The sequence below is a fragment of the Acidipropionibacterium virtanenii genome (assembly GCF_003325455.1).
Classification (GTDB): Bacteria; Actinomycetota; Actinomycetes; order Propionibacteriales; family Propionibacteriaceae; genus Acidipropionibacterium; species Acidipropionibacterium virtanenii.
The window spans coordinates 1,103,515-1,129,187 of sequence record NZ_CP025198.1; the positions used below are offsets into that span (position 1 = coordinate 1,103,515).

General features: G+C 70.0%; 24 protein-coding genes. 18 read left to right on the forward strand and 6 right to left on the reverse strand.

The window, feature by feature from the left end; all coding sequences use genetic code 11:
- Positions 1 to 108 precede the first annotated feature (108 nt).
- Entirely contained in the window at positions 109 to 462 is a 354-nt protein-coding gene (locus JS278_RS05015) for a holo-ACP synthase (RefSeq protein WP_114044234.1), read from the forward strand.
- Between the two features lie 74 nt (positions 463 to 536).
- On the forward strand, positions 537 to 1,928 hold the full coding sequence (locus JS278_RS05020; protein WP_114044235.1) for an NAD(P)H-hydrate epimerase: 1,392 nt from the start codon (positions 537 to 539) through the stop codon (positions 1,926 to 1,928).
- Positions 1,929 to 1,976: 48 nt separating this feature from the next.
- On the opposite strand, the gene JS278_RS05025 is transcribed toward JS278_RS05020, so the two are convergent.
- A complete protein-coding gene (locus JS278_RS05025; protein ID WP_114044236.1) occupies positions 1,977 to 3,137 on the reverse strand; it encodes a glycosyltransferase family 4 protein in 1,161 nt (386 codons plus the stop codon).
- Between the two features lie 1,275 nt (positions 3,138 to 4,412).
- On the opposite strand from JS278_RS05025, the gene JS278_RS16755 reads away from it, so the two are divergent.
- The 6 genes from JS278_RS16755 (at position 4,413) to JS278_RS05055 (ending at position 10,584) form a co-directional block, all read left to right on the forward strand.
- On the forward strand, positions 4,413 to 5,882 hold the full coding sequence (locus tag JS278_RS16755) for a DEAD/DEAH box helicase (RefSeq protein ID WP_114046123.1): 1,470 nt from the start codon (positions 4,413 to 4,415) through the stop codon (positions 5,880 to 5,882).
- A gap of 57 nt (positions 5,883 to 5,939) precedes the next feature.
- On the forward strand, positions 5,940 to 6,884 hold the full coding sequence (gene tsaE, locus JS278_RS05035) for a tRNA (adenosine(37)-N6)-threonylcarbamoyltransferase complex ATPase subunit type 1 TsaE (protein WP_114044237.1): 945 nt from the start codon (positions 5,940 to 5,942) through the stop codon (positions 6,882 to 6,884).
- Positions 6,881 to 7,579, forward strand: a complete 699-nt coding sequence (gene tsaB, locus JS278_RS05040) for a tRNA (adenosine(37)-N6)-threonylcarbamoyltransferase complex dimerization subunit type 1 TsaB (protein WP_114044238.1) — start codon at positions 6,881 to 6,883, stop codon at positions 7,577 to 7,579. Before tsaE ends, tsaB begins: the two co-directional genes overlap by 4 nt.
- A 7-nt stretch (positions 7,580 to 7,586) precedes the next feature.
- Complete coding sequence (locus JS278_RS05045) at positions 7,587 to 8,117, forward strand: GNAT family N-acetyltransferase (RefSeq protein ID WP_114044239.1); 531 nt, start codon at positions 7,587 to 7,589, stop codon at positions 8,115 to 8,117.
- A complete protein-coding gene (gene tsaD / locus JS278_RS05050; RefSeq protein WP_114044240.1) occupies positions 8,110 to 9,153 on the forward strand; it encodes a tRNA (adenosine(37)-N6)-threonylcarbamoyltransferase complex transferase subunit TsaD in 1,044 nt (347 codons plus the stop codon). Before JS278_RS05045 ends, tsaD begins: the two co-directional genes overlap by 8 nt.
- 96 nt (positions 9,154 to 9,249) lie before the next feature.
- Complete coding sequence (locus tag JS278_RS05055) at positions 9,250 to 10,584, forward strand: C1 family peptidase (RefSeq protein ID WP_114044241.1); 1,335 nt, start codon at positions 9,250 to 9,252, stop codon at positions 10,582 to 10,584.
- A 27-nt stretch (positions 10,585 to 10,611) separates the two neighbouring features.
- On the opposite strand, the gene amrS is transcribed toward JS278_RS05055, so the two are convergent.
- From amrS to amrB, 3 genes are read right to left on the reverse strand one after another with little or no spacing between them, the layout of a single operon-like run.
- On the reverse strand, positions 10,612 to 11,703 hold the full coding sequence (amrS, locus tag JS278_RS05060; RefSeq protein ID WP_114044242.1) for an AmmeMemoRadiSam system radical SAM enzyme: 1,092 nt from the start codon (positions 11,701 to 11,703) through the stop codon (positions 10,612 to 10,614).
- Position 11,704: 1 nt separating this feature from the next.
- The gene (gene amrA, locus JS278_RS16170) at positions 11,705 to 12,304 is read right to left on the reverse strand and encodes an AmmeMemoRadiSam system protein A (RefSeq protein WP_114044243.1); all 600 of its coding nucleotides are present in this window, start codon (positions 12,302 to 12,304) and stop codon (positions 11,705 to 11,707) included.
- Positions 12,301 to 13,119, reverse strand: coding sequence for an AmmeMemoRadiSam system protein B (gene amrB, locus JS278_RS16175; RefSeq protein WP_114044244.1), 819 nt, complete (start codon positions 13,117 to 13,119; stop codon positions 12,301 to 12,303). Before amrB ends, amrA begins: the two co-directional genes overlap by 4 nt.
- A gap of 185 nt (positions 13,120 to 13,304) precedes the next feature.
- Here amrB and JS278_RS05075 point away from each other — a divergent pair, with 185 nt between their 5' ends.
- Complete coding sequence (locus JS278_RS05075) at positions 13,305 to 13,790, forward strand: NUDIX hydrolase (RefSeq protein WP_114044245.1); 486 nt, start codon at positions 13,305 to 13,307, stop codon at positions 13,788 to 13,790.
- Positions 13,791 to 13,905: 115 nt separating this feature from the next.
- A complete protein-coding gene (locus JS278_RS05080; protein ID WP_114044246.1) occupies positions 13,906 to 15,093 on the forward strand; it encodes a class I SAM-dependent methyltransferase in 1,188 nt (395 codons plus the stop codon).
- Positions 15,094 to 15,097: 4 nt separating this feature from the next.
- Here JS278_RS05080 and JS278_RS05085 read toward each other — a convergent pair whose 3' ends face one another.
- Positions 15,098 to 15,766 (reverse strand): SIMPL domain-containing protein, encoded by a 669-nt coding sequence (locus JS278_RS05085; protein WP_181833828.1) that lies wholly within the window; start codon positions 15,764 to 15,766, stop codon positions 15,098 to 15,100.
- A 281-nt stretch (positions 15,767 to 16,047) separates the two neighbouring features.
- On the opposite strand from JS278_RS05085, the gene groES reads away from it, so the two are divergent.
- The 7 genes from groES to JS278_RS05120 all read left to right on the forward strand — a co-directional run bounded on the left by groES (position 16,048) and on the right by JS278_RS05120 (position 23,135).
- Positions 16,048 to 16,344, forward strand: coding sequence for a co-chaperone GroES (gene groES / locus JS278_RS05090; protein WP_015071167.1), 297 nt, complete (start codon positions 16,048 to 16,050; stop codon positions 16,342 to 16,344).
- An 11-nt stretch (positions 16,345 to 16,355) separates the two neighbouring features.
- Positions 16,356 to 17,948: a chaperonin GroEL gene (groL, locus tag JS278_RS05095; protein WP_114044248.1), complete on the forward strand. Its 1,593-nt coding sequence runs from the start codon at positions 16,356 to 16,358 to the stop codon at positions 17,946 to 17,948.
- Between the two features lie 107 nt (positions 17,949 to 18,055).
- Positions 18,056 to 19,543: a polyprenol phosphomannose-dependent alpha 1,6 mannosyltransferase MptB gene (gene mptB, locus JS278_RS05100; RefSeq protein ID WP_114044249.1), complete on the forward strand. Its 1,488-nt coding sequence runs from the start codon at positions 18,056 to 18,058 to the stop codon at positions 19,541 to 19,543.
- A 56-nt stretch (positions 19,544 to 19,599) separates the two neighbouring features.
- Positions 19,600 to 21,117, forward strand: a complete 1,518-nt coding sequence (gene guaB / locus JS278_RS05105) for an IMP dehydrogenase (RefSeq protein ID WP_114044250.1) — start codon at positions 19,600 to 19,602, stop codon at positions 21,115 to 21,117.
- A gap of 38 nt (positions 21,118 to 21,155) precedes the next feature.
- The gene (locus tag JS278_RS05110) at positions 21,156 to 22,259 is read left to right on the forward strand and encodes a GuaB3 family IMP dehydrogenase-related protein (protein WP_114044251.1); all 1,104 of its coding nucleotides are present in this window, start codon (positions 21,156 to 21,158) and stop codon (positions 22,257 to 22,259) included.
- Between the two features lie 87 nt (positions 22,260 to 22,346).
- Positions 22,347 to 22,601 (forward strand): DUF7134 domain-containing protein, encoded by a 255-nt coding sequence (locus JS278_RS16760; RefSeq protein WP_114044252.1) that lies wholly within the window; start codon positions 22,347 to 22,349, stop codon positions 22,599 to 22,601.
- A gap of 222 nt (positions 22,602 to 22,823) precedes the next feature.
- Positions 22,824 to 23,135, forward strand: coding sequence for a chorismate mutase (locus JS278_RS05120; protein ID WP_114044253.1), 312 nt, complete (start codon positions 22,824 to 22,826; stop codon positions 23,133 to 23,135).
- Positions 23,136 to 23,248: 113 nt separating this feature from the next.
- Here the strand turns inward: JS278_RS05120 and cysE are convergent, their stop codons facing one another.
- Positions 23,249 to 23,815, reverse strand: a complete 567-nt coding sequence (gene cysE, locus JS278_RS05125) for a serine O-acetyltransferase (RefSeq protein WP_114046124.1) — start codon at positions 23,813 to 23,815, stop codon at positions 23,249 to 23,251.
- A 242-nt stretch (positions 23,816 to 24,057) separates the two neighbouring features.
- Between cysE and guaA the strand changes: the two genes are divergently transcribed.
- Positions 24,058 to 25,611, forward strand: coding sequence for a glutamine-hydrolyzing GMP synthase (guaA, locus tag JS278_RS05130; protein ID WP_114044254.1), 1,554 nt, complete (start codon positions 24,058 to 24,060; stop codon positions 25,609 to 25,611).
- The last annotated feature ends 62 nt before the right edge of the window (positions 25,612 to 25,673 follow it).

Consider the following 25,673-nt stretch of genomic DNA (forward strand, 5'->3'; position numbering starts at 1 on the left):
GCGGGCCCTTGTGCCCAATGTGGCGCGAGATGACGTCCTCCGGCCGTTCCGGAGTGTTCTGGCCGCTGTGCGCCACATCGGGGACGGCCGGGCTGGCAGGATGGCGGTGTGATCGTGGGAATCGGCGTGGACATCTGTGATGTGGCGCGGTGGCAGGCTGCGACGGGCCGCCATCCGGGCATCGTGACCAGGGTCCTGACCCCGGCCGAGGCCGACCGTCGACCGGAGTCCCAGGCGGCCCGGTTCGCCGCCAAGGAAGCCCTGGTCAAGGCCCTGGGCGGTGGCGAGGGACTGCGCTGGCACGATGCCGAGGTGGTCGGCGATGAGAAGGGCGCGCCCGCGTTCCGCCTGCACGGTTCCGTCCGTGAGGCGGCCCGGCGCCGTGGCATCGACAGGATCCACCTGTCGCTGAGTCACGACGGAGGCCTGGCGGTCGCTCTCGTGGTCGCCGAGCGGGCCTGACTGCCCGGAGGGGCCCAGCATATGGTGGGGTGCACGGCACGCCCGCCCCGACCGAGCCCTGACCGAGGAGATCGATGACCACTGTCTGCACCGCCGACCAGATGCGCGCTGCCGAGCAGACCTGGTTCGACGCCCACCCTGGACAGGATCTGATGCAGGTCGCCGCCCATGCGGTGGCCCTGGAGGCCGAGCGGATGCTGGGCGCGACCTCGGACCGGCAACGTGTACTGGTCATGGTGGGAGGGGGGAACAACGGCGGGGACGGTCTCTTCGCCGCCGCCGAACTCGCCTCCTCCGGCCGCTCGGTCGAGCTCCTCTCGGTGCTCGGCATCCCCCACGCGGAGGGCTGGCGGGCCGCACTGGCGGCCGGTTGCCGTCAGGTCACCCCCACTGACGTCCTCCGCCAGCGCTACGACCTGGCTGTCGATGCCGTACTCGGTATCGGCGGGCGACCCGGGATCCCCAGGATTCTCATGCGTACTGACGAGTGGCTGCAGCGGACCGGCACGCCGGTCCTGGCGGTCGATCTGCCGTCGGGCCTGGTGGCCGATTCAGGGCAGGTCGCCACGGCGGTCCACGCCGCCGCCACCGTCACCTTCGCCTCCCGGAAGTGGTGTCACCTGACGCATCCTGCGGCGCGGCGCTGCGGCGAGGTGGTGGTGGCCGATATCGGCGTGGACGTCCTCGACGCCGATGACGTGACGGCCCGTGAGGACGTGGCGCACCTGTGGCCGGTCCCCGGGCCGCGTTCCGACAAGTACTCCCGGGGCGTCGTCGGGCTGGACACCGGTTCCGCGCAGTACTCGGGGGCCGGAGTGCTGGGTGTTCTCGGGGCGCTGCGGACCGGTCCTGGGATGGTGCGCTGCGCCGGCCCGGACAATGTCGGCGACCGGGTCGTGTCCCGGACTCCGAGTGTGGTTCTGGGCGAGGGTCGGGTGCAGGCCTGGGTGGTCGGATCGGGCTGGGGCCCGGCCGCGGAAAATGCCGCCCGGCTCGACCGGCGCCTGGCCGACGGCGTGCCGGTGGTGGTCGACGCCGACGCGCTGGCCGTGCTGCCGCGCCGGATCCCCGGCAACTGCCTGCTCACCCCGCACGCCGGTGAGCTGGCCCGGATGCTCGGCGTGGACCGCTCCGAGGTGGAGGACGATCCGCGTGGGCACTGTCTGGCGGGGGCCCGGATGTTCGCCGCCACGGTGCTGCTCAAGGGATCGGTCCAGTGGGTGGCGACTCCCTCGGGGGAGGTGGTGGCGGCCCTTCCCGGACCCGCCTGGACCGGCCAGGCCGGTTCGGGAGATGTGCTCGCCGGCATGTGCGGGACCCTGCTGGCCACCGGGATGGAGGCCCGGGAGGCAGCCGTGTGCGCAGCCAGCCTTCAGGCCCTCACCGCGATCCTGAATCCAGGGCCCTGGTCGCCCGATCAGCTCGCCGACATGTTCCCCTCGACGATCGCCGGACTGGTGGGATGACCGGCATGTCAGCCTGGGGGGCCGGTCCGCGGACCCGGACCGGTTCGTTCACGCGAGCTGCTGAGTTCCCGTCGCGGATCCCGCCCCGGAGCTGAGGCTTCCCACCCGGACGGCCTCCCGGTAGTGCTCGAGGAGTTCACCGCACAGGTGCTCCCAGGTGCGATTCTCGATCGAGGCGCGGGCCGCCCGCCCCATCGCGGCGCGCTTGTACGGATCTCCGGCCAGATCCTGGACATGCCTGCGGAACTCGGCCATGTCGCCCGGCTCGTACAACCACCCGGTGCGTGACGGATCGATGAGGTCGATCGGGCCGCCCCGTCGCGGGCTGATCACCGGGAGACCGCTGGCCTTCGCCTCCTGGACCGCCTGGCAGAAGGTCTCCAGTTCACCGGTGGAGCAGAAGATGTCCATCGAGGCCAGGGCACGGGGCAGGTCCTCCCCGGTCAGGCCGCCGGTGAAGACGGCCTCGGGGATCTCCCTCTCCAGATCCTCCCGGTCGGGGCCGTGGCCGATGATGACGATCCGGGTCCCCGGAATGCCGCGCAGGGCGGCCATGTCCTTGACTCTCTTCTCGGTGGCCAGGCGTCCCATGTAGCCGATGATGGTCTCGCCGTCCGGTGCCCACCGCTCCCGCAGCTCGGGGGAACGCTTCTGCGGGTCGAACCGCACCTTGTCGACGCCACGGCCCCAGATCCCGACCCGCGGCACCCCGTGTGAGACGAGTTGGTCGCGCGAGTAGGTCGACGGCGCGTAGGTGGCGACCACCAGGGAGTGGATCTGGCGCACCCGGTACCAGCCGTAGAACTCCAGGTGGCCCAGCCCGTAGCGTCCCGCGTAGCTGGGGATGTCGGTCTGGTAGATCGCGACCGCGGGAATGCCGAGGGTGGCTGCGGCCAGGGCCCCTTTGTAGCCGATCATGAACGGGCTGGCCAGGTGCACCACATCGGGACCGAAGTCATTGAGGTAGCGCTCGAGCGTCCACTGCGGGGTCGTCGAGACCCGGACGTCGGGATAGCCCGGCCAGGTCACCGAGGACAGGGTGATGACGGGGAACCCGGCGTACTGGCGGGGGGCCTCGGCGGGATCGCCCGGAGCCAGCACCACGGCCTGGTGACCGTGGGCACGAAGATGCTCCAGAATTCGCAGAATGGAGTTCGTCACCCCATTGACCTGGGGGAGGAACGACTCCGAGATGATCGCTACCCGCACACCTCGAATGGTAACCGGGAGGGGCGAACCCTTCGAGCCGGCCGGATGACGCCGAGCTGAACGGGCTCCGGCGTCCGGGGCGGTGAGAGGATCGCTCGCGTTCGGCCCGGCAGGCATCGAATGGACCGAATGCACCGATTGAGATAAGCTGCTCGGGTTGACCACGGCGCGAACACTTGCGCCCATGATGCGTTCAGTTGCTCGATTCGCCCCATCCACGGGGCCATGTGCGGACGGGTTTCGTCTGCGACACTCCCTCATCCCGGCAGCTCTTCGCTCGGGGACTGCGTCCAGCAGTCCTCGCACGAGTCCGTGCCATCGCGGGATCTCGAGGTCGACAGTACCGATCAGAGCGGACGCCCGGCCTGTGTCGCGCGCCCGCATCCCCATGAGGTGAAGATGAGTTCGAGCAGCAGCAGGCCCAAGTCGTACAAGGCCGACGGCACCCCCAAGAAGCGCTGGACGTCGGCCGAGCGCGCCGCCAAGGGCCACAAGCCCCGCAAGGGCGGCGGCGTCCGCGATAAGGGCCGGGACTACCGGGACGGCGGACGGGGTCGCACCGATTCGCACGGCCGGACCTTCCAGACCTGGCAGTCCGACGACCGCCAGGATCGTCAGGACTGGAACGACCGACGCCGCGACGGCGCGGACCGTCGCGCCGACGATCGTCAGGACGACCGCCGCGGTGGACGTCGCGACGACCGCTGGAGCGATCGCGGGGGCCGTTCCGGCGGCTACCGCTCCGACCGCGGATACGGTTCCGACCGCGGCTACCGCTCCGATCGTGACTACCGCTCCGATCGTGACTCCAGGGGCCGCGGCCGCTACGAGGACAGGCGCGATGACCGCCGCGACGGCGATTCGCGCCGTGAGGGCTGGCAGGAGGACCATCGCCAGAACAAGTCCCGTGACGGCGAGTGGAACGGCCGCAGGGGCGGCCGGGGCGAGAGCACAGGCGCCAACCGCCGCTCCCAGCGCGACTGGGAGGACCGTCGCCGCTCACGCGACCGTCGCAGCGAGTACCGCGGTGAGCGGTCCGAGGCCTTCCGCGGGCACGACGACAGCACCGGGGGCGGTCGTGACGACCGCCGCGGCTCCCGGGACCTCGGCGACCGGCGCGGCTCCCAGGACTTCGGCGAGCGCCGCGAGGAGGGCCGACGCAGTGGCGGGGGACGGCGGGACTACCGTCAGCACGATCGCCGCGAGCACTCCGAGGGGTACGACCGCCGCGAATATTCCGACCGCTTCGAGGATCACGGCTCCGACTCCGATCAGATGGAGTGGCATGCCGAGGAGCTGACCGATCTCGACGTCTCGACCGTCGACCACGAGGGCGGATTCTCGGCCCTGGGCGTTCCCGACCGTATCGTCGCGGCCCTGAAGGCCACCGGGATCGAGTCCCCCTTCCGCATCCAGATCGCCGCCATCCCCGACGCCATCGCCGGGCGCGACGTGCTCGGACGGGCCTCCACCGGGTCGGGCAAGACCCTGGCCTTCGGCGTCCCGGTGATGTCCCGGCTGGCCACCGCCGAGCGTCCGGACCGCCGTCCCCGCGCCCTGGTCCTCTCGCCCACCCGCGAGCTGGCCATGCAGATCGCCGACGTGCTGAGCCCGCTCGCCTCCTCGATGGGCCTGTCGACGATTCTCATCGCCGGCGGCATGGGCTACGGCCCGCAGACCAAGGCCTTCCGCAAGGGGGTCGATCTCGTCGTCGCCACTCCGGGGCGCCTGGTGGATCTTCTGGAGACCGGTGACGCCGACCTGTCCGGAGTCGAGGTGGCCGTTCTCGACGAGGCCGACCACATGGCCGACATGGGATTCATGCCGTCGGTCTCGGCCATCCTGGATGCCGTGCCGGGGCAGGCTCAGCACCTGCTCTTCTCGGCCACCCTCGATGACGCGGTCAGCAAGCTCGTCAAGCGCTACCTCCACGATCCCGTCACCCACGAGATCGATCCCGAGAGGGGGTCGGTGGCCACCGCCACCCACCACGCCTTCCACATCAAGCCGCACGAGAAGGTGCAGCTGATGTGTGAGATCGCGAACCGTCCCGGCCACACCATCGTCTTCGCCCGCACCCAGCGCGGCGCCTCCCGGATGGCCGAGCAGCTGCGCGACGCCGGCGTGATGGCCGGAGCCCTGCACGGCGGCCTCACCCAGGGCGCCCGGGCCCGCGTCCTCGCGGCCTTCAAGACTGGCAGTCTGCCGGTCCTGGTGGCCACCGACGTCGCTGCCCGCGGTATCGACGTCGACGACGTCAGCATGGTGCTGCAGGTGGATCCGCCGATGAACTCGAAGGACTACCTGCACCGATCCGGGCGCACCGCCCGGGCCGGCCATGACGGTGCCGTCGTCTCCCTGGTGCTGCCTCATCAGCGCCGGTCGATGACCCGCCTCTTCCACGGTGCGGGAGTCACCCCGGTCCAGACCCAGGCCCATCTCGGGGACGAGACGGTCGCCCGGATCGCCGAGTGCTCCCCGGTCAGCGGGGAGCCCATCTCGCAGGCCGACTACGACGCCCTGGTGGCGCCCCGTCCGCAGAAGTCGCGCAAGGCGCGTCGCGGCGGACAGTACGACGGCCATCGTGGTCACGGCAACAGCCATGGCTACCGCGGTGGCCGGGGCTCCTACGGCGGCGGGCGCGGCGGCCGGGGCTCCCACGGAGACAGGCGCGCGGATCACGACCACGGCTCGCGCGAGGGGGAGCAGAAGAAGTACGGCCGCTCCGGCAATGACACCTGGTGAGCCGTCCCGCTCGTGACGGATCGAGGCGGACCGGCGGTAGGGTAACCAGACGTGAAAATGGTGGAGAACACACCGGCGCCCTCGGGCGAGGTGCAGTTGAGAATCGGCGGGCCTGAGGATGTCGCGGCCGTGGCCGCGACGCTGGGCGGGGTCCTGGACGCCGGGAGCCCCGATACCTGGCTCGGCCATGACCTGTGCGTCGCGGCCGACCAGGACGACCGTACGGTCGGCGTGCTGAGGCTGTCCGACGTCGAGGGTCATGCTGCCGTGACAGCGATCATGGTCGTCCCCGACGTCGCTCATGCCGTCATCGAGGTCTCGATGGTCGAGGGGGCGGCCCAACTGGCCACCGACCTGGGCTCCCCCGACCTGCGCGTCAAGCCGTGGAGCACCCATCCCGGTGATCGCAGCGCCTTCCTGGCGAGGCTGCGCGAGCACGGGTTCCGCGCCGACGCAGCCGACCTGATGCGCAGGCTGCCGGTGAGGGTCGAGGTGCCCACCGCCGAGGACATGCGCGATCTCGGCCGGGCGCTCACCACGATCCTGCGGGCCGGGGACGTCGTGGTGGCCTCCGGCGATCTGGGGGCGGGCAAGACCACTCTGGCCCAGGGGATCGGTGCCGGGCTCGACGTCGAGGGGCCGGTGATCTCCCCGACCTTCGTCCTGGTGCGCCGCCATGCCGGGACGGGCGGGCGGCCCGGATTCGTCCACGTCGACGCCTACCGCCTCGGCTCCCTGGCCGAGCTGGTGGATCTCGATCTGGACGAGACCATGGACGAGTCCGTCACGCTGGTCGAATGGGGGGCGGGGATCGCCGAGGAACTCGAGCGCTCCTACCTCAGTCTTGACATCCGTCGGTCGGGGGATCCCGCCGACGACACCCGGATCGTCTACCTGGAGCCGGTCGGCACCCGGTGGGAGGGAGTCGACCTGGGCATCCTGACCGCCCTTGAGACGGGCGACGAGGCCGACGAGGAGTTCCGCGGAGGAGAACAGTCATGACGGCACACACATCGGATCTGACGACGGGGTGGACCCTCGGCGTCGACACCTCGACCGCGGTCTGCGTCGGCCTGGCCCGCGGCGACCGGGTCATCGCGCTGCGCGACGACAACCCGCGGGCCCACGCTGAAAGGCTCATGCCGCTGGTCGAGCAGGCCTGCGCGCAGGCCGGGATCGCGGTCGGCGAGATCTGCGAGGTGAGCGTCGGCGTCGGCCCCGGCCCGTACACCGGGCTTCGGGTCGGCATCGTCACCGCGCGCATGCTGGCCCATCTGGCCGGCACCGAGCTGCACCCGGTGTGCAGCCTCGACATCCTGGCCCGGCAGTGGGCCGACGCCGGTACCGCCCCCGCGGGCGGATTCGTCGTCGCCACCGACGCCCGCCGCCACGAGCTCTACTGGGCCCGCTACGACGCCGCCGGGCAGCGTCTGGACGGCCCCCACGTCAGCTCCCCCGATGCTCTGCCGCAGGGAGTGGCCGTCGGCGGGCCGGGCTGCCCGGCCCGCCGAATGACCCCCGCCGAGGGCGCCCCCGAGCAGCTGGACGCCGGGGTGCTGGCCGCCTCCTGGACCCGGATGCCCGATGTCGGCCTCGAGCCGCTGTACCTGCGCGACCCCGACGCCACCGTGCCCACCACCCGCAAGGCGACCCTGACTCCCGCCCGGCTGACGCTGCCTGCGGCGCTGCGCGGATGAGCCGACGATGACGATGCGTGCGGCCGGACCGGCGGATCTGGACCGGGTGATGGGCGTGGAGCTCGAGAGCTTCGGCGACTGGTCGAAGGGCCGGCGCACGGCGTGGAGCCCGACCGCCTGGCAGGCCGATCTGGACGCCGCCGCGGAGTCCCGGGCCGTCACCGGAAGGCTGGTGCTCATCGAGGTCGACGATGACCGCGCCCTCGGCGTCGCCGACTTCCATCACGTGGCCGAGACCTGCGATCTGGACCGCATCATGGTGCTTCCCGCAGCCCGCGGGGCCGGTCTGGCAGGCGACCTGCTCGAGTCCGGCATGAGATGGGCCGCCGGTCGGGGAGCCCGGCGGATGATCCTCGAGACCCACGACGAGAACGTCGCGGCGCTGCGCCTCTACCGCTCCCACGGCTTCACCACCATCTCGAGAAGACCCGGCTACTACGGCCCTGGCCGCGACGCCCTGGTGATGTCGGCGCCGCTGCCGGCCGGAGAACCCGCGAGCCCCGAGGGGCCCGCCAGAACTGAGGAGAATCATGTCTGAACCGCTCATCCTGGGCATCGAGTCGTCCTGTGACGAGACCGGTGTGGGCATTGTGCGCGGCAACGAGCTGCTGGCCAACGAGGTCGCCTCCTCGATGGAGCAGCACATCCGCTTCGGCGGCGTGGTGCCCGAGGTGGCCTCCCGCGCCCACCTGGAGGCCATGGTGCCGGTGCTCGAGGCGGCCACCGAGAAGGCCGGCATCGACCTGTCCGAGCTCGACGGCATCGCCGTCACCGCCGGACCGGGCCTGATGGGCGCCCTGGTGGTGGGCCTGTCGGCCGCCAAGGCCCTGGCGGGCTGGCTCGGCAAGCCCCTCTACGGCGTCAACCATCTGGCCGGCCATGTGGCCGTCGATCTGCTGGAGCACGGCGACCTGCCGATGCCCTGCGGAGCCCTGCTGGTCTCCGGCGGCCACACCTCGCTGCTGAAGGTGACCTCGATCGCCGACGGCATCACCGAGGTCGGATCCACCATCGACGACGCCGCCGGCGAGGCCTACGACAAGGTCGCCCGGCTGCTCGGCCTGCCCTACCCCGGGGGCCCGGTCATCGACCGGGCCGCCGCCCAGGGCGACCCGACCGCGATCCGCTTCCCGCGCGGGCTGACCGCCCGCCACGACATGGCGAAGCACCGTTTCGACTACTCCTTCTCCGGCCTGAAGACCGCCGTCTCGCGCTGGGTGGAGACCGAGCAGCGGGCCGGGCGCGCGGTGCCCGTCGACGACGTCGCCGCCAGCTTCCAGGAGGCCGTCGCCGACGTCCTCACCGCCAAGGCCGTCGACCTGTGCCGGGAGTACGGCCTGGAGCACTTCCTCATCGGGGGAGGGGTGGCCGCCAACTCGCGGCTGCGGACGCTGCTGGCCGAGCGGATGGAGGCCGCCGGCGTCGAGCTGCGCCGTCCCCGCCCGGGCCTGTGCACCGACAACGGCGCGATGATCGCCGCGCTGGGGGCCCAGGTGGTCACGGCGGGGCTGCGGCCCTCGTCGATGGACATCGGCGCCGACTCGGGACTTCCGGTCACCACGGTCCTGGTCTGAGCTGCTGCAGGATCTGTTGTGGACCGCTCGCGTTGTGGGTCGCCGGTGACGGTGGCACAGTGAATGGCTGACCCTGTCACCGACCCGGGAGCCCTCATGACTCGCAGCGACCTCGATCCCGCCTTCGCCTCGCAGCAGCGCCGGGCCTTCTCCACCGATCCGGTGGGGCGGATCGTCCAGAATGCGGTGACGGGCACCGGCGCCGACAAGGTCAGCCTGGACCGCGACGTCGTCAACCGCCTCGACGAGTCCGTCTCCGAGAGGCTCGACGCCTGGCCGGTCACCGACCAGAAGCATTCAGGACGCTGCTGGGAGTTCGCCGGACTCAACGTGCTGCGCGCCCGGCTCATCAAGAGCCTCAACCTCGAGGACCTCGCCCTCTCCCAGAATTTCGTGGCCTTCCACGACAAGCTGGAGAAGGCCAACCACATTCTGGTCAGGGCCGTCGCGGTCGCCGATCACGACCTGGACGACGAGGAGGTCCGCACCATCCTCGAGCACACCGCCGACGACGGCGGGTACTGGCCGCAGTTCCTCGATCTCGTGGCCAAGTACGGGCTGGTGCCCGCCTGGGCGATGCCCGACACCGAGTCCGCCGGCAACACCGCCCAGCTCAACCGGGCCCTGTCCACCGTGCTGCGACGTGCGGTGCTGGGGATCCGGCGGGCCGCCACCGATTCCGACCCGATGGAGGGGGCCGAGCGGATCGAGATCCTACGCAGCCAGGCGATGAGCGACGTCTACCGGGTGCTGGCGATCCACCTGGGCACCCCGCCGGCATCCTTCACCTGGCAGTACCGCGACAAGGACAAGGCCTTCCACAGCGAGGGCGAGATGACGCCGGTGGAGTTCGCGAAGAAGGTGGTTCCGGACGCGATGTACGGCTACCTCACCCTGGCTCACGACCCCCGCTCGGAGAATCCGGTGGGTCGCAAGTACGTCATCGACCACACCCCCTACCTGGAGGGCGGTACTCCCTACGCCCACCTCAGCGCCCCGCTGGAGGACCTCAAGGCAGCCGCGGTTGCGGCGATCCGAGACGGCGAACCGGTCTGGTTCAGCTGTGACGTCAAGCGCCAGTTCGACAAGGACGCCGGGATCTGGGACGCCCGACTCCATGACTACGACGCCCTCTACGGGGTGGACCTGTCCATGACCAAGGCAGAGCGGATGAGGATGCGGGAGATCTCGCCCACCCACGCCATGACACTGGTCGGGGTCGATCTGGTCGACGGGGCGCCGCGCCGCTGGCGGGTCGAGAACTCCTGGGGCGATGAGGTGGGGAGGAAGGGATTCTTCACCATGGACGACTCCTGGTTCGACGAGTACGTCTTCCAGGTCGTCGTCGCCCCCGAGCGCCTCTCGCAGGCCGCCAGGGCTCAGTGGGCCGCCGAACCGATCGTCCTGCCCGAATGGGATGTGCTCGGCTGAGCTGAGGCAGGGGGGCGGCGGGCCCGTTCAGATGTTGATGGGGATCCGGTGGCGTCCGAAGTCGCCGGGCTCCCGGTCGAAGCGTCCGGGGATCGACAGCCCGCAGTCCGGGCAGCACCCGTCGGAAGTCAGCCGGTAGTCGATGATCTGGTACCAGTCCCGCACGATGAGCGCGGCCCCGCAGCCGGGACACCAGGTCGTGTCGGCGTCCCGGTCGTGGACATTGCCGGTGTAGACGAAGTGCAGTCCGGCGTCGGTCCCGATCTGGCGGGCGCGGCGCAGCGTCGACGGCGGGGTGGGGGCGACGTCGAGCATCCGGTTGTCGGGGTGGAAGGCCGAGAAGTGCAGCGGCACGTCGGGGCCGAGTTCCCGGGTTATCCAGGCGCACATCCGAGCGAGCTCCTCATCGGAGTCGTTGTGGCCGGGGATCACCAGGGTGGTGATCTCGGTCCACACCTCGGTCTCATGGACCAGATAGGTCAGGGTATCCAGCACCGTGGCCAGCCGTCCGCCCGTGACACGGCGGTAGAAATCGTCGGTGAACCCCTTCAGATCCACATTCGCCGCCGCCATCGGCGCGAAGAACTCCGCCCGGGCGTCATCGCTGATGTACCCGGCCGTCACGGCCACCGGTTCGATCCGGCGTGCGCGGCAGGCCCGAGCCACATCGATGGCGTACTCGGCGAAGATGACCGGGTCGTTGTAGGTGAAGGCCACCGACCTGGCTCCCCAGTTCTCCGCGGCCTCGGCGATCACATCGGGGCCGGCCTCGGCCGCCAGGGTGTCGAACTGCCGCGAGGTGGAGATCTCCCAGTTCTGGCAGTACTTGCAGCCCAGATTGCAGCCGGCGGTGCCGAAGGACAGCACCGGGGTGCCCGGGTGGAAGTGCGCCAGCGGCTTCTTCTCGATCGGGTCCAGGCAGAACCCCGAGGAGCGGCCGTAGGTGTCCAGCACCATGTGGTCATCCTCGCGCAGCCGCACGAAACAGAACCCGCGCTGGCCGTCGCGCAGACGGCAGTTGCGGGGGCACAGGTCGCACTGTATCCGTCCGTCGTCGAGCCGGTGCCACCACTTCGCGGCGTTCGTCTGCTGTTGAACGGTTCCGGTGCTGGGCGTCATCTCAGGGCTCCTTCCATGCCGCGACGGTGTAGCGCTCGATGTCGGCGTCGTCGTCCCACCAGTCCGCGGGCAGCCCCGCCTTGCGCTTGAGCTGGTCCCGGAATCGGGCAGGATCGGGGAGTTCCTCCCACACCTGTGGCAGGAAGGTGCCGCGATGGGCGCGCCAGGACAGGATCACGCCATCGATGCCGGGGCGCAGCCGGTGCGCCAGATCGGCCTGGTCGACGAACTCGAGTGGTTCGGGCGCCGAGAGCACCGAGATCTCAACACGGAGTCCGTCGAGTTCGCGCCGGGTCACGGCGGGGAACCGAGGATCCCGGGTGGCCGCGGCCACCGCATTGCCGGCGACATCGGCGGCCAGTGGACGCCATGCCCGCAGAGATCCGATGCAGCCGCGCAGACTGTCGTCGTCGCGCACCGTCAGGGTCACGAAGCAGGCGCCCTCGCTCTGCGCCCATGCGGGGGTCGGGGGCGGTTCGACCGGCGCTCCCAGGTGCGCGGCGATGGATGAGCGGGCCGCCGGCAGCAGCCAGGCGCCGGCTTCGGCGGGGAGGCCGGATCGTGCGGTGCCTTCGTGGTGGATGGGGGATCGCCGCCTCATGACGAGGCCTCGGTGGTGAGCGCCAGGGACGCGTAGCCGACGACCCGCGAGGGGTCCCCGGCCGTGTCGGCGGAGGTGGCCCTGGCCAAGATGTGCGTGAGCCAGCCGAGCTGCCGGGCGGCGTGCAGCATGCCGTTGAGCGGATAGGCCCCGCAGGCCCGGTCGGCGGAGATCGTGTCCTGCCGGTCGAGGATCCGGGAGATCGTGCGGTCATCCAGGCGCCGGGCCTGGTCGTGGGCGTGATAATGGGACAGGTCGGAGCTGATGACGATGAATGTGTCGGGATCGGCCGCCAGCTTCTCGATGACCTGGGCGACGGAGCCGGGTTCGGCCAGGCCCACCGCCAGTGGCGTGATCGGCACGTCACCGAGGATCCGTTGGATGAAGGGGATCTGCACCTCCAGCGAGTGCTCCTCGGCATGGGTGGCGGCATGCACGCTCACCTGGGCAAGGCCGTCCAGCCCCGACGCGTCCACGGGGCAGACGCCCAGCGGCGTGGCGTAGCGGCAGGTGGCCGGCAGTGCCAGGCCGCTGATCGCGACCCGGTGGGTGGGGCCAAGAACGGCGATCCGGCGGGGCGGGCGCTGCACGGCGAGGCGGGCGAGCAGCCGGTAGCCGTGGGCGGCGACCTGCCCGGAGTAGACGTAGCCGGCGTGCGGGACGATCAGCCCCCGCAGGAGAACGGGATCGATCTCCTCCTCATCGGAGTCCGTCGAGGCCAGAAGCCGGTCGATCGTCCCGGCGAGTTCGACGGGATCGGCGGGGTAGAAGAATCCGGCCACCGCCGGGGGCCGGGTCGTGTCCTGGGCTCTCATCGTTGTCACCCCCTGTCCACCACTGGCGTACACCATCGCCATGCACCCTTGCCCGACACCATTGGCGCACGCGACATCTCAGCGTTCGGTCCTGCCCCCAGGATAGGCGTGCTGCGGCCTGACGACAGAGCTGCCGGGTGAGGAATCTCCTGAGGTCCGGGCCTGTTGGGGCAGACTGGGGGGCCATGATGACTCCGGTTCTGACGACCCTCGGATTCGTGCTCCATCCCGACCGCGAGCGGGTGCTCATGGTGCACCGGGTGGCCCGTCCCGATGACGACCAGCTCGGCAAGTACAACGGGCTGGGAGGCAAGGTGGAGCCCGGCGAGGACGCGGCGTCCGGGATGCGCCGGGAGTTGCGCGAGGAGGCCCGCATCGAGGTGGACTCGATGTCGCTGCGCGGCACCGTCTCGTGGCCCGGCTTCGGGCGCCACGGCGAGGACCATTTCGGGCTGATCTTCGTCATCGACTCCTGGCACGGAGACATCCCCGACGCCAACGCCGAAGGGCCGCTGAGCTGGGAGCGCATCGACCGACTGTCCGAGCTCCCGATGTGGGAGGGGGACCGGTTCTTCCTGCCACTCGTCTTCGACGAGGCCGTTCATCAGTTCCACGGCTGCATCCCTTACGAGAACGGCCGCCCCACCGGGTGGAGCCGCACCCTGTTGTGATGTTGCTCCCCGGCGATCCCCAATGTGGCGTCAGGCGGCGCGATCCGGCTGGTTCCCCCTCCGGATGCCTGTGTGCGCCACATTGGGGGCCGGAGCAGCGCCATAGGCTGAGGCCATGGATCCGGATCTGGCACGGCGACTCACCTCGGCCGAGGGAGCCGAGGCCCTGGATGCGGCACGCGCCGAGACCGACCCCGACTCGCTGGGCGCCGCGACGCGCCTGCGCTCCCGGTTCGATCCGGATCTGGCGGCTGCTGCACTGGACCAGGTCTCGCTGCGCAGCCGGGCCGTCGACAAGATCGGTCCGGCGGGCGCCCAGATGATGTGGACCCGCGATGGCCTGGAGCAGGCCACCCGCGGCCCGGTGTCGGCCTGGCGCGCCGCCCGCCTCAGACAGGCCGGAATCAGGCGCGTCGTCGATCTGGGCTGCGCATGCGGAGCCGACTCGCGCGCCTGTCTGGACGCGGGCCTGGAGGTCACCGCCGTCGAGATCGATCCCGCGGTCGCAGAACTCGCCCGGTTCAATCTGCCCGGCGCCCGAGTGCTGTGCGGCGACGTGGAGGCCCTGGCTGACGAACTGATGGCGGGTGCCGCAGCCACCGCCGTGATGCTCGACCCGGCCCGCCGCACCGGACGAGGGCGCAGCTGGCGGATCGAGGACATCCGACCGTCCTGGGGGTTCGTCCGGCAGATGCTGGCCGGGCCCTTCACGACCGTGGTCAAACTCGGCCCCGGCGTGCCAAGGGAGCTTCTCCCCGAGGGCGTGAGGGTCGACTGGGTCGGGCACCGGCGCGACCTCGTGGAGGCCGCCCTGTGGTCCGGCACCGAGTCTGGATCCGGTGGTTCTCGGCACAGCGCCGTCCTGGTGGGGGAGGACCCCTCAGCGCCTCTGACCCTGCTGGGAGGAGAGCCGGCGCTGAGCACCGGACCGGTGGCCGATCACCTCGCCGAGCCCCATCCCGCGGTGATCCGTGCCCGGGCCATGAGAGCCGCTGCGTCCGGCGCCGACGTGCACCTTCCGGCCCCGGGGATCGCCTATCTGCTCGCCCCCGAGCCGGTGGCCTCGCCCTGGCTCACCTGGTTCCGGATCCTCGCGGAGATGCCGTTGGCGGAGAAGGTCCTGCGGTCCTGGGTGCGCGAGCACCGGGTGGGCACTCTGGAGATCAAGGTGCGCGGTCTGGACGTCGATCCGGCGGCGCTGCGGCGCAGGCTGCGGCCCAGGGGTCCGAACCGTGCCACATTCATCCTCATGCCCACCAGCGAGGGCGCCCGGGCCCTGGTGGCCCGTCGGGTCGAGGGCTGAGGGCTCACACCTGGAACCGGGCGTGCACGGTGGCACTGACGGCGATGTCGGCGGGGGAGAGTTTCACCGACTCGCCCCCGGGAGCCCCCGTCGCGGCCATCGCCCGGGCGCGGTACCCCGCGGGTTCGAGGTCGCCTCCGGGCGCGACTGCGGACACATCGTTCAGCAGCCCGGGATCGGCGACCGCCAGCGCCCGCGGAGTCTGCTGCCCGGCGGCCTTCGCCAGCACCTCCGCGCGGTGGGTGGCGTCGCGCACCGCCCCGGTGAGCACCTCATCGGCCACCCGGTCGCGGGTCTTCTCGGTGAGGGTCCATTCGACCTCATCGACCGACAGGCCGCGGGTCTCGGCCCACCGCGTCCCCCACCTCGACAGGGCGGAGAAGTCGGCGAACTTCACCTCGATCGCCGACGAGGTCCGATAACGGATCGGCATCACGATGCCCTCACTGTTGTACGGTCGCCAGGCCTGGGTGGTCTGCGCCCCCACCGAGTACCAGGTGGCCGCGCCGCTCTCCTCGAGATCGACGAGCTGGTACCGCAGCTCCTCGGTCGTGCCGGTCGCCGCCCGGGTGACCACTGCGCGGTCGTCCCCCTCCGCGCCGGAGGTGAGTCGCACGGTGCCACGTTCGGCCGGAAGGCTGAGCGTGAAGGTTCCCTTCACGGTGATGATCATGAACGCCATTGTGTCCGACTCCGCGGACACCTCGCGGGGATCGGCATAGCGCCGGGGGAAGGGCGCGGCACCGGGCACCAGGTGACGGCCGCACGCCGGTCTCTGGCACTCGGGTTGAAGGAGTGCTAACGCCGGTGTACTTTTCTTGTTGGCACTCTCCTAGGGAGTGTGCCAACGGACCGGTGGCACCCGCGACGTCGGCGGTCCGCTCGCAGCTCGGGGCTCGCAACCCCAGGCGCGTGATTCGAATGATTCGTCTTCATCATGAAAGGGGTCTTGACGTGGCAACCACGATCAAGCCGCTCGAGGACCGCGTCCTCGTCCAGCCTCTCGAGGCCGAGCAGACCACCGCTTCCGGACTCGTTATCCCGGACACCGCCAAGGAGAAGCCGCAGGAGGGCCGCGTCATCGCAGCCGGCCCCGGCCGTGTTGACGACAAGGGCACCCGTGTCCCCATGGACGTCAAGGAGAACGACGTCGTCATCTTCTCCAAGTACGGCGGCACCGAGGTCAAGTACAACGGCGAGGAGTACCTGCTCCTCAACGCCCGCGACATCCTCGCGATCGTCGAGAAGTGAGGCGCTGATACATGGCAGCCAAGCAGCTTCAGTTCGACGAGGAGGCCCGCCGCTCCCTTGAGCGCGGCGTCGACACCCTCGCCAACACCGTCAAGGTGACGCTGGGCCCCAAGGGCCGTTACGTCGTCCTCGACAAGCAGTACGGTGCACCGACCATCACCAACGACGGCGTGACCGTCGCCAAGGAGGTCGACCTCACCGATCCGTACGAGAACCTCGGCGCCCAGCTGGCCAAGGAGGTCGCCACCAAGACCAACGATGTGGCCGGCGACGGCACCACCACCGCCACGGTGCTGGCCCAGTCCCTGGTCCATGAGGGTCTTCGCGCGGTCGCCTCCGGGGCCAACCCGGTCGGGCTCAAGCGCGGCATCGATCAGGCGGTCACCGCCGTCGTCGACGAGCTCAAGTCCATCTCGCGCGCTGTGGAGACCACCGCCGACATGGCGAGCGTCGCCACCATCTCCAGCCGTGACGAGCAGATCGGCGAGCTCATCGCCGAGGCCTTCGACAAGGTGGGCAAGGACGGCGTCATCACCGTTGACGAGTCCCAGACCTTCGGCACCGAGCTCGAGTTCACCGAGGGCATGCAGTTCGACAAGGGCTACCTGTCCCCGTACATGGTGACCGATCAGGACCGCATGGAGGCCGTGCTCGAGGACCCCTACATCCTCATCAACTCCGGCAAGATCTCGTCGATGAACGATCTCCTGCCGCTGCTGGAGAAGGTCATCGGGGTTCGCGGCACGCTCTTCATCGTGGCCGAGGACGTCGACGGGGAGGCCCTGTCCACCCTGGTCGTCAACAAGATCAAGGGCACCTTCAACTCGGTGGCCGTCAAGGCTCCGGCCTTCGGCGACCGCCGCAAGGCCATGCTGCAGGACATCGCCACCCTCACCGGCGGCCAGGTCGTCGCCCCCGAGGTCGGCCTCAAGCTCGACCAGGTGGGCCTGGAGGTGCTCGGCCGCGCCAAGAAGGTGGTCGTCTCCAAGGACGACACCACCATCGTCGACGGCGCCGGCTCCACCGAGGACGTCGCCGGTCGTGTGGCCCAGCTGCGCGCCGAGTACGACGCCTCTGATTCCGACTGGGATCGCGAGAAGATCCAGGAGCGGATCGCCAAGCTCGCCGGCGGGGTCTGCGTCATCCGCGTGGGTGCCGCCACCGAGGTGGAGCTCAACGAGAAGAAGCACCGCATCGAGGACGCCGTCTCGGCCACCCGCGCGGCCATCGAGGAGGGCATCGTCGCCGGCGGCGGCTCGGCTCTCGTCCACTCAGCCCGCGTGCTCTCCGGCGGCCTCGGCCTGACCGGCGATGAGAAGGCCGGAGTCCAGATCGTCGAGAAGGCCGTGCGCGAGCCGCTGCGCTGGATCGCCGAGAACGGCGGGGAGCCCGGCTATGTCGTGGTCTCCAAGGTCGCCGAGCTGGAGCCCGGGCACGGCTACAACGGCAGGACCGACGAGTACGTCGACCTCATCGCCGACGGCGTCATCGACCCGGTGAAGGTCACCCGCTCCGCGCTGGCCAACGCCGCCTCGATCGCCTCTCTGCTGCTCACCACCGAGACCCTGGTGGTGGACAAGCCCGAGGATGACGACGAGAAGTGAGTCATGAACCTCTTCTGAGGTTCTGAGATCGGCCCCGGCTGCTGCCGGGGCCGATTCGCGTTCCGGGCACCGATAGTGTGGGCCGGGCCACTGACTGGAGGATCCGCATGCCCCTGACTGCCCGCCGACGCCGCCTCGTCGAGGTCCTCGCGGTCGGCTTCGCCGGGTCGGGACTGATGGCCTGGTGGGCGTGGCTGGACGAGGAGCCGGGCCATCCCGAACAGCTTCACGGCATCCAGATCGGACCCTGGCTGCTCGGCCTGCTCGGCCTGGTGTTGCTCCTGACGGCATGGTTGCGCTCGGCCTCGCTGAAGAGCCGACGCGGGCTCACCGCGGCATGCTGGTCGACACCCATGCTCGTCACCCGGCCGATGCTCAGCCAGGACTCCTGGGCCTACGCGGCTCAGGGCTGGCTGCTGGCCCACGGGCACAACCCCTACCTGGTGGCCCAGGGGCAGGCCGGCCCGATGGCCGCCCATGTCGACTGGCACTGGAGCGGCACCACGGCCGTCTACCCGCCGGGCAGTTTGTGGATCCAGGCGGCCATGACCGCCCTGGCGGCGAACCATCCCTACTGGTCGATCCTGGCGATGCGCATTCCGGCGGTGGTGGCGATGGTCGTCATCGCCGTGGCGGTGGCCCGGATGGCCCGGATGACCGGGGCGGACCCTCAGCTGGCCCTGTGGCTGATCGTCACCAACCCTCTCGTGCTGCTCAACATCATCGGCGGGGCACACAACGACGGCCTCCAGGTGGCCATCGCCCTGGTCGCCCTGTGGTCCGGGTGGTCACTGGCCCGGGCACGACGGCCGTGGCTCGGCCTGCTGGCAGGAGGAGCCCTGGTCGGGTTGGCGGGGACGATCAAGCAGCCCGGGGTGCTGGCGGGCCTGGGGCTGGTGGCACTGGTGCACCGGCAGGTGGTGACCGATGGCGGACGCGACACCTGGCGGGCCCTGGTCGGGCGCACCCTGACCGGGGCCGTGGCCGCGATCGCGGTCTTCACAGGGGTGTCGGCCATCGGCGGGCTCGGGCTGGGGTGGCTCAACGACACCGCCGGGACCCCGGCCTCGGTGACCAGCGACTCACTCATCGCGATGACGGTCCAGGTGATCGGATGGACCGGAATCCCGGTTGCCCGGCTCGTCGGACCCGCCACGACGATCAGCCTGGTGCTCACGGCCGCGGCGATCATCTGGTGCTGGGCCCGATGGGGTCCTGTACCCGGGTACCGGGCGGCGGCCGGCAGCCGGCCGCTGGCACTCCAGGCGGCTGCCCTCGCCGCCTTCGCGATCTGCGGGGCGAGCCTGCAGCCCTGGTATCTCATCGGGGCGCTGGCCGTTCTCAGCCTCACTCCGCTGACCAGGCGTCTCACCGCCGGCCTGGTCGTGGCCGGCGTTCTGGGCTCCGGGCTGTGCTTCCTGCAGTGGTTCTCCTCACCCTTCCTCGCACTTCCCGTCGCGATCCTGACCTGGCTGGTGGTATGGCTTCCGGCCCGGGGGCATCAATGGTGGGAGTCGGTGGCCGCGGCCGCCTCCGGAGACCCGATGAGGGCCGGTGAGAGGGTCGAGGCGGGCGGCGCCTCAGGACTAGGATGACGACCACCCCAGGTGAAAGGCCGCCCATGAGTGATCGCGTTCCTGATGACAGCGGGATGTCCGCCGCGGACCCCGGACGCAGCCCCCTCGAGGAGATCGCGCCCCTGGCGCTGACCTTCGATGACGTGCTTCTGCAGCCGGTGGAGAGCAACGTCATCCCCTCCGAGGTGGACACCGGGACGCTGGTGTCCCGCAATATCCGGATCGCCATTCCCCTTGTCAGCGCGGCGATGGACACCGTCACCGAGACGCGGATGGCCGTCTCGATGGCCCGCGAGGGAGGCCTGGGCATCCTGCACCGCAACCTGTCGATCGCCGACCAGGCCCACATGGTCGACCAGGTGAAGCGGTCCGAGGCCGGCATGATCGACGAGCCGATCACCATCGGCCCCGACGCCACCCTCGCCGCGGCCGAGGAGCTGTGCCACACCTACCGGATCTCCGGGGTCCCCGTGGTCGACGAGCGCACCCGCCTGCTGGGCATCATCACCAACCGGGACATGCGCTTCGAGGAGGACCCGGCCCGCCCGATCCGCGACGTCATGACGGCGATGCCGCTGGTGACCGCCCCGGTCGGCACCGCCCCCGCCGACGCCCTCAGGCTCCTGGCCGCCCACAAGATCGAGAAGCTGCCCCTGGTCGATTCCGACGGCAGGCTCAAGGGGCTGTTCACCCTCAAGGACTTCGTGAAGTCCGACCAGTACCCCCGGGCCACCAAGGACCCCCAGGGCAGGCTGCGGGTGGGCGCAGCGATCGGGTTCTTCGGGGACTCGTGGGAGCGGGCCATGGCCCTGGTGGAGGAAGGCGTCGATCTCATCGTCGTCGACACCGCGCACGGCCACACCCAGGGCGTCCTCGACATGATCGCCCGGCTCAAGCACGAGAAGCGGGCCGCCGGGGTCGACATCGTCGGCGGCAACATCGCCACCTACAAGGGCGCCAGGGCACTGTGCGAGGCCGGGGCCGACGGCGTCAAGGTCGGCATCGGGCCCGGATCGATCTGCACCACCCGGGTGGTGGCCGGCGTCGGCGTGCCCCAGGTGACCGCCATCGTCGACGCCACCCGGGCCGCACGGCCCCACGGCGTGCCGGTGATCGGCGACGGCGGCCTTCAGTACTCCGGCGACATCGCCAAGGCCATCGTGGCCGGGGCCTCCACCGTCATGCTCGGCTCCCTGCTGGCCGGATGCGAGGAGTCCCCCGGGGACCTCGTCTTCATCAACGGCAAGCAGTTCAAGAGCTACCGCGGCATGGGATCGATGGGTGCCATGTCGGCGCGCGGGGAGAAGCTGTCCTACTCCAAGGACCGCTACTTCCAGGGCGACGTCTCCTCCAACGACAAGATCATCCCGGAGGGCATCGAGGGCCAGGTGGCCTATCGGGGGCCGCTCGGCAACGTGGCGTACCAGCTGGTCGGCGGGCTGCGCCAAGCCATGTTCTACACCGGCGCGCGCAACATCGACGAGATGCACGCCAAGGGCCACTTCGTGAGAATCACCTCCGCCGGCCTGCGCGAGTCCCACCCGCACGACATCCAGATGACTGTCGAGGCCCCCAACTACTCCGGCCGCTGAGGCCGCGGCGGTCCGAAGGGGCCGGCAGGAAAGGAAACATGTACGACATCGGACGAAGCAAGCGCGCGACGAGGGCCTACGGACTCGACGACGTCTCCATCGTGCCCTCCAGGCGTACCCGGGACACCGATCAGGTGAGCCTCGACTGGCGGATCGACGCCCTCACCTTCGACTTCCCGATCATGGCGGCTCCGATGGACTCGGTGATGAGCCCCCGGACCGCCATCGAGTTCGGACGGCTCGGCGGACTGGGCGTGCTCAACCTCGAGGGCCTGTGGACCCGGTACGAGGACCCGAGCGGCCTGCTGGAGGAACTCGCCGGCATCGACGACCCGCTGGCGGCGACCCACCGGATGCAGGAGATCTACGCCGAACCGATCAAGAAGGAGCTCATCACCGAGCGGATGTCTCAGATCCGGGCGGCCGGGGTCCCGGTGGCAGGGTCGCTGTCGCCGAAGAACGCTTCCCAGTTCGCCGACGTCGTGGAGAAGGCCGGGGTGGACTTCTTCGTCATCCGCGGCACCACCGTCTCGGCCGAGCACGTATCAGACCGCTCCGACGTGCTCGACCTGCGCAAGTTCATCTACGACCTCGACGTGCCCGTCATCGTGGGCGGCTGCGCCACCTACCAGACGGCCCTGCACCTGATGCGCACCGGCGCGGCCGGCGTCCTCGTCGGGTTCGGCGGCGGGGCGGCCCACACCACCCGCCAGGTGCTGGGCATCGAGGTGCCGATGGCCTCGGCGATCGCCGATGTGGCCGAGGCCCGGCGCGACTACATGGACGAGTCCGGCGGGCGCTACGTCCACGTCATCGCCGACGGATCGGTGGGGCGGTCCGGTGACATCGCCAAGGCGATCGCCTGCGGGGCCGACGCCGTGATGGTCGGATCGCCGCTGGCACGGGCGAAGGAGGCTCCCGGGCAGGGCTGGCACTGGGGTTCCGAGGCCTGGCACGGCACCCTGCCGCGCGGCGAACGGGTGCGTTTCGACTCGGTGGGCACGCTGGCGGAGGTGGTCAACGGGCCGTCGCGGATTCCCGACGGCACCATGAATCTGGTCGGCGGGCTCCGCCAGTCGATGGCCACCACCGGCTACTCCGACGTCAAGTCGTTCCAGCGGATCGAGCTGATCCTGCACTGAGCCGGCGGGGCCTCATTGCTGGCCGTCTTCGATCGATAGGCTCATGCCAGTGCGGCGGTAGGTAGTTCCTGGTGGACGGTCGGTCTGGTGATCTCGGCAGGCTTGTGCGGCTTGTACCTGTTGCGCCGTCGGCGTCCGGTCGCCGTGTTCGTGGCCATGTCGAGCGTCGCTGGGGTGCAGGCCGTTCTGGGCGCGGGGGTGATGGTCTCCGACGTCATGCTGGCGCTGGGGCTGTATAACGTGGCCAGTCGGGCCCGGGACCCGGTTCCGCATCGGCCGGGGGAATGGGCTGGCCACCAGAGCCACGCAACTGGGCAGTGGCACCGTCGCACCACATGCTGACGCGCAATCATCCTGGGCAAGGAGGCTGTCATGCCTTCTGATGCCGACGGGATGACTCTGCGGGGAGATCGAGCGGTCCCCGATGTGGCGCTGACCGGCGGAAGCGGGCCAGTACGACCGTCGAGGCCGCTGGACGCCACGTTGGGGCACGGGTTCGAGGGATCCGGGACGGAGACGTCCAGATACCGGGGAGACAGTGCCGGCGCCAGTAATGTGGGCGGCATGAGCGAGGTGCACCCGGAACTGGCTGAGCTGCGCAACAGCATCGACAATATGGACGCGGCTCTGATCCATCTGCTCGCGGAGCGGTTCAAGATCACCCAACGGGTCGGTGTGCTCAAGGCCACGCAGGGGCTGCCGCCGGCGGATCCGGAGCGCGAGAAGGAGCAGGTCGCCCGGCTGCGCCGGCTAGCGGAGGCGTCCCATCTGGACCCCGAGTTCGCGGAGAAGTTCATCAGTTTCATCGTCGCCGAAGTGGTGCGCCACCACGCCGATATCGCCGAGGCCCACCAGAGGATCGACCCTTCGGTCTGAGGCCGTGAGCCCTGGCGAGCGTGGAGGGACGCCGAGCACGGTCGCGAACCTGACTTGTTCGGGGAGGCCGCGAGCCCTGGCGAGCGTGGAGGGGTCGCCCCCTCCGCTCAAAACTATGCGATGACGTCCCCGGAGTGCACCACGCTCGGGATGCCGACTATCACCGATCCTGGGGCGACGTCCTTGACCACCAGGGCATTGGCCCCGATCTTGGCGTCATCGCCGACCGTGATGTCGCCGATCACCTTGGCTCCGGCGCCCAGCAGCACGCGGTCGCCCACAGTGGGATGCCGCTTGAAGCGTCCACGGGCCCGCCCGCCGAGTGTCACCTGGTGATACATGAGCACGTCATCCCCGACGATCGCGGTCTCGCCGATGACGACTCCCATCCCGTGATCGATGAAGAAGCGTCGGCCGATGGTGGCGCCGGGATGGATCTCGATTCCCGTCCAATGCCGGGAGGCCTGCGACATCAACCGGGCGAGCGGTCTCAGCGCGGGGGTTCGCGTCCAGATCAGATGGGCGATCCGGTGGGACCAGATGGCATGCACCCCCTGGTAGGAGATGGCCACCAGGAACCGCGAGGTGGCGGCCGGATCCTCCCGCATCGCCGCGTCGAGATCCTCTGACATCCGTTCCCGGACCATCTGGAGACGCTCACGCAGGGGTCGTTGTGTCATGGAGTTCCACCTCACCGATCGAGACGTGTCGCGGACGACGAGCTCGAGCCCGTTCACCACGTGACGCGATCCTACCGGCGCAGGGCCGGCATGCAGCCGCTGGCTCGCGATAAACAGGAGGCCGTCCGGAAGAGGGCATTCCCAAGATGGCCGGACCGGCACTTCCGCCTCCAGCTCAGCGGCTTCTCGTGACCACCGGCCGAGATGAGTTCAGGGCGAGGATCGGCCTAGACTTGCGCCTCATGGAACAACTCCATGATGTCGTCCTGGTCGTCGACTACGGCGCCCAGTATTCCCAACTCATCGCCCGCCGGGTCCGTGAGGCCGCCGTCTATTCGGAGATCGTCCCGCACACGATGCCGGTCTCGCAGATGCTGGCCAAGGACCCCGCCGCCATCATCCTGTCGGGTGGTCCGAGCTCGGTGTACGCCGACGGGGCCCCGCAGCTGGATGCGGATCTGTTCTCAGCGGGTGTGCCCGTGATGGGCATCTGCTACGGATTCCAGGCGATGGCTCAAGCTCTGGGCGGGCATGTGGCGCAGACCGGAACCAGCGAGTACGGCCGCACCAGTCTGTGCATCACCGCTCCGGGTCATCTGCTCTCACGGATCCCGCACACCATCAGCGTGTGGATGAGTCATGGTGACTCCGTCGAGCGGGCTCCCGAGGGGTTCACGACCCTGGCCCGCACCGCGGGCGCCCCCGTGGCTGCCTTCGAGGACGTCGAGCGCAAGCTGGTGGGCGTCCAGTGGCATCCCGAGGTGATGCACTCGGAGTCCGGCCAGGCGGTCATGGAGCACTTCCTCTTCGACGTGGCCGGATGCCGGCCCGACTGGACGGCGTCCAGCATCGTCGGCGATCAGATCAGCAGGATCCGCGCCCAGGTGGGGGATCGCCGGGTGATCTGCGGGCTGTCCGGAGGGGTCGACTCGGCGGTGGCCGCCGCCCTGGTGCAGCGCGCCGTCGGCGACCAGCTCACCTGCGTCTTCGTCGATCACGGACTGCTGCGCAAGGGCGAGGCGGAGCAGGTCAAGCATGATTTCGTCGATTCCACCGGAGCCGATCTCGTCGTCGCCGATGAGTCCGAGCGCTTCCTCGAGGCGCTGGCCGGGGTCAGCGATCCGGAACAGAAGCGCAAGATCATCGGCCGCGAGTTCATCCGGGCCTTCGAGGCTCGGGCCCGCGTGCTCAACGACGGCCAGCCCGTCGACTTCCTGGTCCAGGGCACTCTCTATCCCGATGTCGTGGAGTCCGGCGGCGGGGACGGTGCCGCCAACATCAAGAGTCATCACAATGTGGGCGGTCTTCCCGACGATCTTCAGTTCTCCCTGGTCGAGCCGCTGCGCACCTTGTTCAAGGACGAGGTGCGGGCGGTCGGTCTGGAGCTCGGGCTGCCCGAGGAGATCGTGTGGCGCCAGCCCTTCCCCGGTCCCGGTCTGGCTATCAGGATCATCGGCGAGGTCACGCACGACCGGCTCGAGGTGCTGCGCGAGGCCGACGCCATCGCCCGCGAGGAACTCGGCGCGGCCGGGCTCAACCGCAGGATCTGGCAGTGTCCCGTGGTGCTGCTCGCCGATGTGCACTCGGTCGGGGTCCAGGGCGACGGGCGAACCTACGGATCCCCGATCGTGCTGCGCCCGGTGACGAGTGAGGACGCCATGACCGCTGACTGGGCGCGGGTGCCCTTCGATGTTCTCGAGAAGATCTCGACCCGCATCACCAACGCCTGCCCGCAGATCAACCGGGTGGCGATCGACATCACCAGCAAGCCGCCGGCCACCATCGAGTGGGAGTAGCCGCAGCGAGCTCATGACGACGCCGCGGCCCGGGATCCGATCCCGGGCCGCGGCGTCGTCAT

What these genes read in the sequence shown, in the direction of transcription:
- amrS (WP_114044242.1), bottom strand. Translation starts at nt 11,703, where the DNA reads ATGACGCCCAGCACCGGAACCGTTCAACAGCAGACGAACGCCGCGAAG.
- cysE (WP_114046124.1), bottom strand. Translation starts at nt 23,815, where the DNA reads ATGACACAACGACCCCTGCGTGAGCGTCTCCAGATGGTCCGGGAACGG.
- tsaD (WP_114044240.1), top strand. Translation starts at nt 8,110, where the DNA reads ATGTCTGAACCGCTCATCCTGGGCATCGAGTCGTCCTGTGACGAGACC.
- guaA (WP_114044254.1), top strand. Translation starts at nt 24,058, where the DNA reads ATGGAACAACTCCATGATGTCGTCCTGGTCGTCGACTACGGCGCCCAG.
- JS278_RS05045 (WP_114044239.1), top strand. Translation starts at nt 7,587, where the DNA reads ATGACGATGCGTGCGGCCGGACCGGCGGATCTGGACCGGGTGATGGGC.
- guaB (WP_114044250.1), top strand. Translation starts at nt 19,600, where the DNA reads ATGTCCGCCGCGGACCCCGGACGCAGCCCCCTCGAGGAGATCGCGCCC.
- JS278_RS05085 (WP_181833828.1), bottom strand. Translation starts at nt 15,766, where the DNA reads ATGATCATCACCGTGAAGGGAACCTTCACGCTCAGCCTTCCGGCCGAA.
- JS278_RS05120 (WP_114044253.1), top strand. Translation starts at nt 22,824, where the DNA reads ATGAGCGAGGTGCACCCGGAACTGGCTGAGCTGCGCAACAGCATCGAC.
- JS278_RS16755 (WP_114046123.1), top strand. Translation starts at nt 4,413, where the DNA reads ATGGAGTGGCATGCCGAGGAGCTGACCGATCTCGACGTCTCGACCGTC.
- JS278_RS05020 (WP_114044235.1), top strand. Translation starts at nt 537, where the DNA reads ATGACCACTGTCTGCACCGCCGACCAGATGCGCGCTGCCGAGCAGACC.
- tsaE (WP_114044237.1), top strand. Translation starts at nt 5,940, where the DNA reads ATGGTGGAGAACACACCGGCGCCCTCGGGCGAGGTGCAGTTGAGAATC.
- JS278_RS05075 (WP_114044245.1), top strand. Translation starts at nt 13,305, where the DNA reads ATGATGACTCCGGTTCTGACGACCCTCGGATTCGTGCTCCATCCCGAC.
- JS278_RS05110 (WP_114044251.1), top strand. Translation starts at nt 21,156, where the DNA reads ATGTACGACATCGGACGAAGCAAGCGCGCGACGAGGGCCTACGGACTC.
- tsaB (WP_114044238.1), top strand. Translation starts at nt 6,881, where the DNA reads ATGACGGCACACACATCGGATCTGACGACGGGGTGGACCCTCGGCGTC.
- JS278_RS05055 (WP_114044241.1), top strand. Translation starts at nt 9,250, where the DNA reads ATGACTCGCAGCGACCTCGATCCCGCCTTCGCCTCGCAGCAGCGCCGG.
- JS278_RS05080 (WP_114044246.1), top strand. Translation starts at nt 13,906, where the DNA reads ATGGATCCGGATCTGGCACGGCGACTCACCTCGGCCGAGGGAGCCGAG.
- amrA (WP_114044243.1), bottom strand. Translation starts at nt 12,304, where the DNA reads ATGAGGCGGCGATCCCCCATCCACCACGAAGGCACCGCACGATCCGGC.
- mptB (WP_114044249.1), top strand. Translation starts at nt 18,056, where the DNA reads ATGCCCCTGACTGCCCGCCGACGCCGCCTCGTCGAGGTCCTCGCGGTC.
- amrB (WP_114044244.1), bottom strand. Translation starts at nt 13,119, where the DNA reads ATGAGAGCCCAGGACACGACCCGGCCCCCGGCGGTGGCCGGATTCTTC.
- groL (WP_114044248.1), top strand. Translation starts at nt 16,356, where the DNA reads ATGGCAGCCAAGCAGCTTCAGTTCGACGAGGAGGCCCGCCGCTCCCTT.